The 6667-nt window shown below is 68.8% G+C and carries 3 protein-coding genes and 1 riboswitch; of the genes, 1 reads left to right on the forward strand and 2 read right to left on the reverse strand.

What is annotated here, in order from left to right; translation table 11 throughout:
- Positions 1–256: 256 nt before the first annotated feature.
- Entirely contained in the window at positions 257–1834 is a 1578-nt protein-coding gene (locus ABIB29_RS06365) for a bifunctional hydroxymethylpyrimidine kinase/phosphomethylpyrimidine kinase (RefSeq protein WP_354171052.1), read from the reverse strand.
- A riboswitch (TPP riboswitch) is annotated at positions 1817–1914 on the reverse strand. It overlaps the preceding gene by 18 nt.
- A 105-nt stretch (positions 1915–2019) precedes the next feature.
- Entirely contained in the window at positions 2020–5379 is a 3360-nt protein-coding gene (locus ABIB29_RS06370; protein ID WP_354171054.1) for an Rne/Rng family ribonuclease, read from the reverse strand.
- A 474-nt stretch (positions 5380–5853) separates the two neighbouring features.
- On the opposite strand from ABIB29_RS06370, the gene ABIB29_RS06375 reads away from it, so the two are divergent.
- The gene (locus ABIB29_RS06375; RefSeq protein ID WP_354171056.1) at positions 5854–6525 is read left to right on the forward strand and encodes a vitamin K epoxide reductase family protein; all 672 of its coding nucleotides are present in this window, start codon (positions 5854–5856) and stop codon (positions 6523–6525) included.
- The last annotated feature ends 142 nt before the right edge of the window (positions 6526–6667 follow it).

A 6667-nucleotide genomic window follows, 5' to 3' on the forward strand; every position in this document is an offset into this window, starting at 1 on the left:
GGTTCCCCGGGGGGACCCATGAGCTATCCCGTGGACAATCGCACTCGAAATCAAGTGGAGCGTCCTCAAGGTCATAACCCAAGTGTTGGCGTAAGCACCGAAGATCCAGACTACGCTAATTTTGCCTTCGGCCGCAAATGAGGCTGGTTCCGAAGGGAGGTACGTGGTAGGCGCCACTCTGTATGGACAGGGTGTTGCCGCAACGACTTCCGGAACCGTGCCCACCTATCGTACAGGCTCCGTCCGGCTCCCGGGCTCAGGCGTGCAGCCGCGGCGCGTCGAAGAAATCGACCTCGTACCGGGCGGACTGCCGGAACGCCGTCATCATGGCCTGCCGTTCGCTCTCCGAGGCCGCTCTTGCCGCTGCGTCGGCATAGGCGACCGCCTGCCGGGTGGCGGCGGCGAACGCCTCATCCGCGTAGGTGCGCAGCCACGCCGCATAGGGATGCGCGTCCGGGGCGCCGGCGGCGAGGAACTGCGCGTGCAGGGTCTCCCCGACCTCGGCGTAGAGCCAGAAGCACGGCAGTACAGCGGCCACCAGCACCCCGTAGCTGCCGGAGACCGAGGCAGCCAGCAGATGGTCCACGTAGGACTTGGTGACCGGTCCCAGCGTCACACCCGCCGAACGGGTGCCCAGCCAGGTGCGGTGCAGCTCCGACTCGACTTCGAGGCAGTTCTGTGCGGAACGGGCCCAGAAGAGCTGCTCGGCCTCTGTGGGCGCGATCGCCGCGGCGCGGGCCAGGACGCGGGAGTAGCCGTTCAGGTACAGGGCGTCCTGGGCGAGGTAGTAGGCAAACTCCTTCTCCGGCAGCGACCCGACGGCCAGGGCCTTGATGAAGTCCAGTCCATAGATCGCCGCCAGGTCCCCGGTGGCCGCTTCCCGGAGCGCGGCGGCGAAGGTCCCCGCGGCCGGGACGCGGCCGGTCCTGCCATGGTCCTGGGTGTGCTGCTGGACGTGGTGGAAATGATGGACCGGGCCGTTGCCGGTTCCGACGTCGAGGTCCGCCGAGGTGCGCAGGGCCTCCTGCAGCCAGGGCTTGACCTCGCGGAGCGCGGTCTCCCAGTCCCCCGGCCCGGCTTGTCCCATGATTCTGGCCTGCACGGTCGCCATCGCCGAGGACAACGAGCATCCGGTGCCGTGGCTGTTGCGGGTGGGCACCCGCTCCCCCGGCACCACAACGACGTCCTGGGCCAGCAGTCCTCCGGTGTTGACCAGCGCATCCGGGCAGCCGCCGCCGTCGAGGTGGCCGCCCTTCACCAGGACCGTCGCCCCGGTCTGCGCGGCGAGCCGTTTGCCCTGTTGCAGCGCCACAGCCCAGTTTCCGGCGACGGGCTCGTCGAGCAGGAGGGCGAGTTCGGCGAGGTTGGGGGTGATCAGGTCCGCGTACGGCAGCAGCGCCAGCAACGCCGTCTCGGCGGACGCCTGGAGCAGCCGGTCGCCACTCGTCGCCACCATCACCGGGTCCAGGACGACGACGGCGGGCCGGACCTTCTCCAGCCAGCTGCGGACGGCGTCGATCACGGCAGCATCCCCCAGCATCCCGATTTTGACGGCGTCGATGTCGATGTCCTGGCTGACGGCGTCCAGCTGTGCTGTGAGGAACGCTGCCGGCGGGACATGGACGGCGCTGACGCCGCGGGTGTTCTGCGCGGTCAGGGCGGTGATGGCCGCCATGCCGTAGCCGCCGTGCGCGGCGATGCTTTTGAGGTCGGCCTGGATCCCGGCGCCGCCGGAGGGGTCGGATCCGGCGATCGCGAGCACCCGCGGGATCCGGGGTGCCGAGGGGGCAGGGACACACGGAAGAAACGTAGAGGTGGTGGTCAAGAGAGACATCCCTTCGCCGGTGCTAACCGGACAGGTTCAACGGGTCTGGATCTCAGCCGGCTCGATGCGCGGCACCCCGTGTCAGGTTTCCAGCCTAGCCGTATCCCTTAACGAAGTCGCGGGTGCGGCCCGGACCTGGTCGTATTGCTACGCCGTCCGGACCGCACCCGCGGCCCTGCTGAACTGTTCCGGTGCTAGAGCTCCGAGGCCGGAACCCCGACTCCGAGGATGATCGGTTCGCTCGCGGCAGGCCTGGCCGCCGGCGTGGTGGCCGCCGGGACCTTGGCCTCATGCACCGAAATGGCGGCGGCCTGCCGGGTTTCCTGGCGTTGTTCCACCGAGGTCTCGTTGGCTGCACCCTGGGCGCGGCTGGCGCTGCGGTTGCGGCGTCCACGGCGTGCCCGGGAGGTGCCGGCCTCGGCTTCCGCTTCGGTCTGGGAACCCGGCGCCTGGGCGCGTCCCGGTCCGGTTCCGCCCGTGCGCGCCGGAGCGGCCGTTGCGGTCCGGGCTGCCGGAGCCTTCGTTGCCGGCGCATTCACGGACGGCGCAGCCGTTTCCTGCAGAGCCGGTTCCTGCGCGGCCGGTTCCTGCGCGGCCGGAGCCGTGGCTGTCGGGGCCGTGGCTGTCGGGGCCGTGGCTGCCGGTGCCTCGGCTGCCGGTGCCTCGGCTTCACCCAGGTGGGCGAAGGCCTCGGTCAGGAGGTCCAGGGTGAGCGCAGGCGCACTGGACTCGTCTCCGTGTTCCACGAACGGCAGGGCGACCTGCTCGCCGCCGAACGTCAGCACGGCGGCGGGACGTCCGGCAGCTTCCTCCGTGGCGGCCAGCTCGACGGCTGCCTTGAGGGCGGCCTGGCGGGTCCCGGCGTCGGCAGCGGTGGCCGCTTCCCCGTCATGCAGGTGGGCGGCGTGCGCCGCGGCCGCGATGTTCGCCAGCGCCGCGCGCGTGGTCTCGGCCTTGGCGTGGCGCTCGGCCTCGGTGGGCTCGGCGTGGACTGCTGCCGGGGCGGACTGCTCGTCCGTGCCCTGGCCGCCCCTGCCGCGGCGGCGGCCCTTGCGTTCGGTCCGCGCGGCGGCGGGCTGGTGCTCAGTGCGCGGAACGTGGTGCTCGGCCGCCACGACGTTGGCGCGGCGGTGCTCCACCGGCTCATCGTGGGTGACGATGCCCCGGCCGGCGCAGGTTTCGCACTGTTCGCCGAAGACTTCCAGCAGCCCGGTGCCCATCCGCTTGCGCGTCATCTGCACGAGGCCCAGCGAGGTTACCTCGGCGACCTGGTGCTTGGTCCGGTCCCGTCCCAGGCACTCCACCATGCGGCGCAGCACGAGGTCGCGGTTCGATTCGAGCACCATGTCGATGAAGTCGATCACGATGATGCCGCCGATGTCGCGGAGCCGGAGCTGCCGGACGACTTCCTCGGCTGCTTCGAGGTTGTTCTTGGTGACAGTTTCTTCGAGGTTGCCGCCGCTGCCGGTGAATTTGCCGGTGTTGACGTCCACCACGGTCATGGCTTCGGTGCGGTCGATCACGAGGGAGCCGCCGGAGGGCAGGAAGACCTTGCGGTCCAGGGCCTTGTGGATCTGCTCGTCGATGCGCCACGCGGCGAAGATGTCCGTGTCCTTGGTCCACTTCTCCAGCCGGCCCACGAGATCCGGCGCGACGTAGGTGACGTAGGCCTCGATGGTGTCCCAGGCTTCCTCGCCGGAGACGATCAGCTTGGAGAAGTCCTCATTGAAGACGTCACGGACCACCTTGATGGTCAGGTCGGGTTCGCCGTAGAGCAGTTCGGGGGCGAGGATCTTGGTCGAGGTCGACTGTCCCTCGATTCCTTCCCACTGGGCGCGGAGGCGGTTGATGTCGTGCGTGAGCTCTTCCTCGGACGCACCCTCGGCGGCGGTGCGGACAATGACGCCCGCATCTTCCGGCAGGCGGTCCTTGAGGATCCGCTTCAGGCGGTTGCGTTCGACGTCGGGCAGCTTGCGGGAGATTCCGGTCATGGAACCGCCGGGGACGTACACGAGGTAGCGGCCGGGCAGCGAGATCTGGCTCGTGAGGCGGGCGCCCTTGTGCCCGACCGGGTCCTTGGTGACCTGGACCAGCACGGAGTCGCCGGATTTCAGCGCGTTTTCGATCCGGCGCTGCTTGCCCTCGAGGTTGACGGATTCCCAGTTGACTTCACCGGCGTAGAGCACGGCGTTGCGGCCGCGTCCAATGTCGACGAAGGCTGCTTCCATGGACGGCAGCACATTCTGGACCTTGCCCAGGTAAACGTTGCCGATCAGGGAATCCTGCTGGGTCTTTGACACGAAGTGTTCGGCCAGGACGCCGTCCTCGAGGACGCCGATCTGGATTCTGTCATCGCGCTGGCGGACGATCATCTGGCGGTCGACCGATTCGCGCCTGGCCAGGAACTCGGCCTCGGTGATGACGGTGCGGCGGCGGCCGGTGTCGCGGGATTCGCGGCGGCGCTGCTTCTTCGCTTCAAGCCGGGTGGAACCCTTGAGGGACGTGACGCGGTTGTTGACGGGCGCCTCGGTGGCTGCACGGGGTGCACGGACGCGGGTCACCGTGTTGGGCGGATCGTTGTCGTCCCCGCCGGTCAGTTCCAGGTCCTGGTCACCACGGCGGCGGCGGCGGCGGCGGCGCGAGGTCACGCCGTCTTCGAGCTGCCCCTCGGCGCCCTCTTCTGCTTCTTCTTCGGCGTCTTCAGATTCGCTTTCGGCACCGGCCTCGCTGTCGGATCCGCGGCTGCTGCGTCCACGGCGCCCGCGGCTGCGGCGGCGGCGGCGGCTTCCGGCGTCCTCGCCTTCACCTTCCTCGCCCTCTTCTTCGTCAGCTTCTGCCACAGCGGCGGCCGCCGGGGCCGGGCGCACGGCGGCGGCCAGGTCGGGTGCCTGGAAGATCATCGAGGTGACCGCTCCCGGCTCAAGGAAAAGCGAGGCGGCGGCGGAGGAGGGTGCTTCGGCCGGCGTTTCTTCCGCTGCCACAGGGGCTGCGGCGGGTGCCTTGACGGGGGCGGAGACGACGGATGCTGCCTCCGGGGGGACAACGGTTTCCTCCGCGGCCGGAGTCTCGTTGACGGATTCGCCTGCCGGGGCCGGGGCGGCGGGGGCTTCCACGGCGGGGGCAGCGGCCTTGGCGCGGCTGGCGCGGCGCCGGACCGGCTTCTCTGCCGGAGCTGCAGCGGCCTCGGCGGCCGGGGCGGCGGCAGCCTCTGCTGCCGGGGTGTCGGCGTCATCAGCGAAGGCCGGGAGGGGTTCGGCGACCTTGCGGGCGCGGGAACGCCGGGCGGGTGCTTTGGCCTTGGCTTCGGCGGCCGGAGCCTCGGCCGCGTCAGTCACCTGTGCGGGGACTGCGTCGGCTGCATCCAGGGCGGGAACTGCTGCGACTGCTGCGTCCTCGGGAGCGCCTGCTGCGTCCGCGGGGGCTTCCTTCTTCGGAAGGGCCTTGCGGCGGGTCCGGACGGGCCGCTTCGGCGGCGTTGCCACAGCTGCGGCTTCTGCTGAATCGTCGGCGCCGAGGGCGTTGTCATTAACCGTTACAACCTGGTCATTATCCATATCTGGCGACACTCCTGCCCCTGACGTGCCGCCACATCCGGCACCCGTTGGGGCAAATATTTGTCAACACCCGCAGGCATTGACAGAAGTCAATTGGATACCCTCAGGTTCGCACCGGCAGTGGGGTGCGGCAGCCCTGGAGGGCCGGCGGAATTGTTCTGAAACCCGTTGATCTACACGTCACAACCAGGTGCCGTCCAATGGCATTGCGGGACAGCCGGGATCAGAGGATCCGTGGCTCCCTGCTCATCATTGGCGGTCTTGGGAACAAAGTCGCCGGACCGGAATCCGGATGTGGATCGGGTTCCAGCCACGATCATTGTCTCACAGGACCCGCCAAATCAGGCGTAAGCGAGGCATCCGGACCGCACCGTGGACCGAATCACCGGGGACAGCACGACGCTTCCCGGACTTCATCCAGCCTCCGGCGATAGAATCGGGCTAGCAGCACCCGACCCGAAGGACTTTCATTCCATGCCCACCATCTCCAGCGCCACCAGCGAGGCCGCCGCCCAGCAGCAAGGCTCCAGCACGTCGGTCGCGGAACGGCCCTCGCCTCCGATGACACGCGACCGCCCGTTCGCATGGCTGCTCCTGATCACCGGCGTCGTGGGCTGGATTGCCTCCGGCGCCCTGGTGCTGGAAAAGCTCGAGGTCCTCAAGGATCCCAGCCACGTGACCGTGTGCGATGTGAACCCCTGGATCTCCTGCGGGCAGGTCATGCAGACCTGGCAGGGTTCGGTGTTCGGCTTCCCGAACATGTTCATGGGCATCGTGGCATTCGCGGTCGTCATCACCACGGCCATGGGCATGCTTGCGGGAGCCACGTTTGCCCGCTGGTACTGGCTGGGCCTGCAGGCCGGCGTGACGCTGGGCTTCGCGTTTGTGGTGTGGCTGTGGTCGCAGGCACTGTACTCCATCCACATCCTGTGCCCGTTCTGCATGGTCGTCTGGGCTGCGATGATTCCCCTGTTCGTCTGGGTTACCGTCCGCAACGTGACCCACGGCGTGATCCGCCTGCCCGCGGGCGCCACCAGGATCCTGGGCGACTCGGGCTGGATCATCACGGCGCTGCTCTACGTGGCCGTGATCGCCACCATTTTCTTCGCCTTCATCCAGGTCTTCATCGGGACGTCCGGCTACTAGGTGCAGGACCTGCGGTCAACCTCCGGTTAGCCACCGCCGAGGGGGGCAGTTTGGGGCCCATGTGGTGTTTTCAATGGGCGCCACGGTCCACACCGGGGGGGGGGGGGGGGGGGGGTATTTAGCCGGGGACCCCGTATGTTTA

This window comes from Arthrobacter sp. UYEF36, assembly GCF_040547025.1.
Taxonomy (GTDB): domain Bacteria; phylum Actinomycetota; class Actinomycetes; order Actinomycetales; family Micrococcaceae; genus Arthrobacter.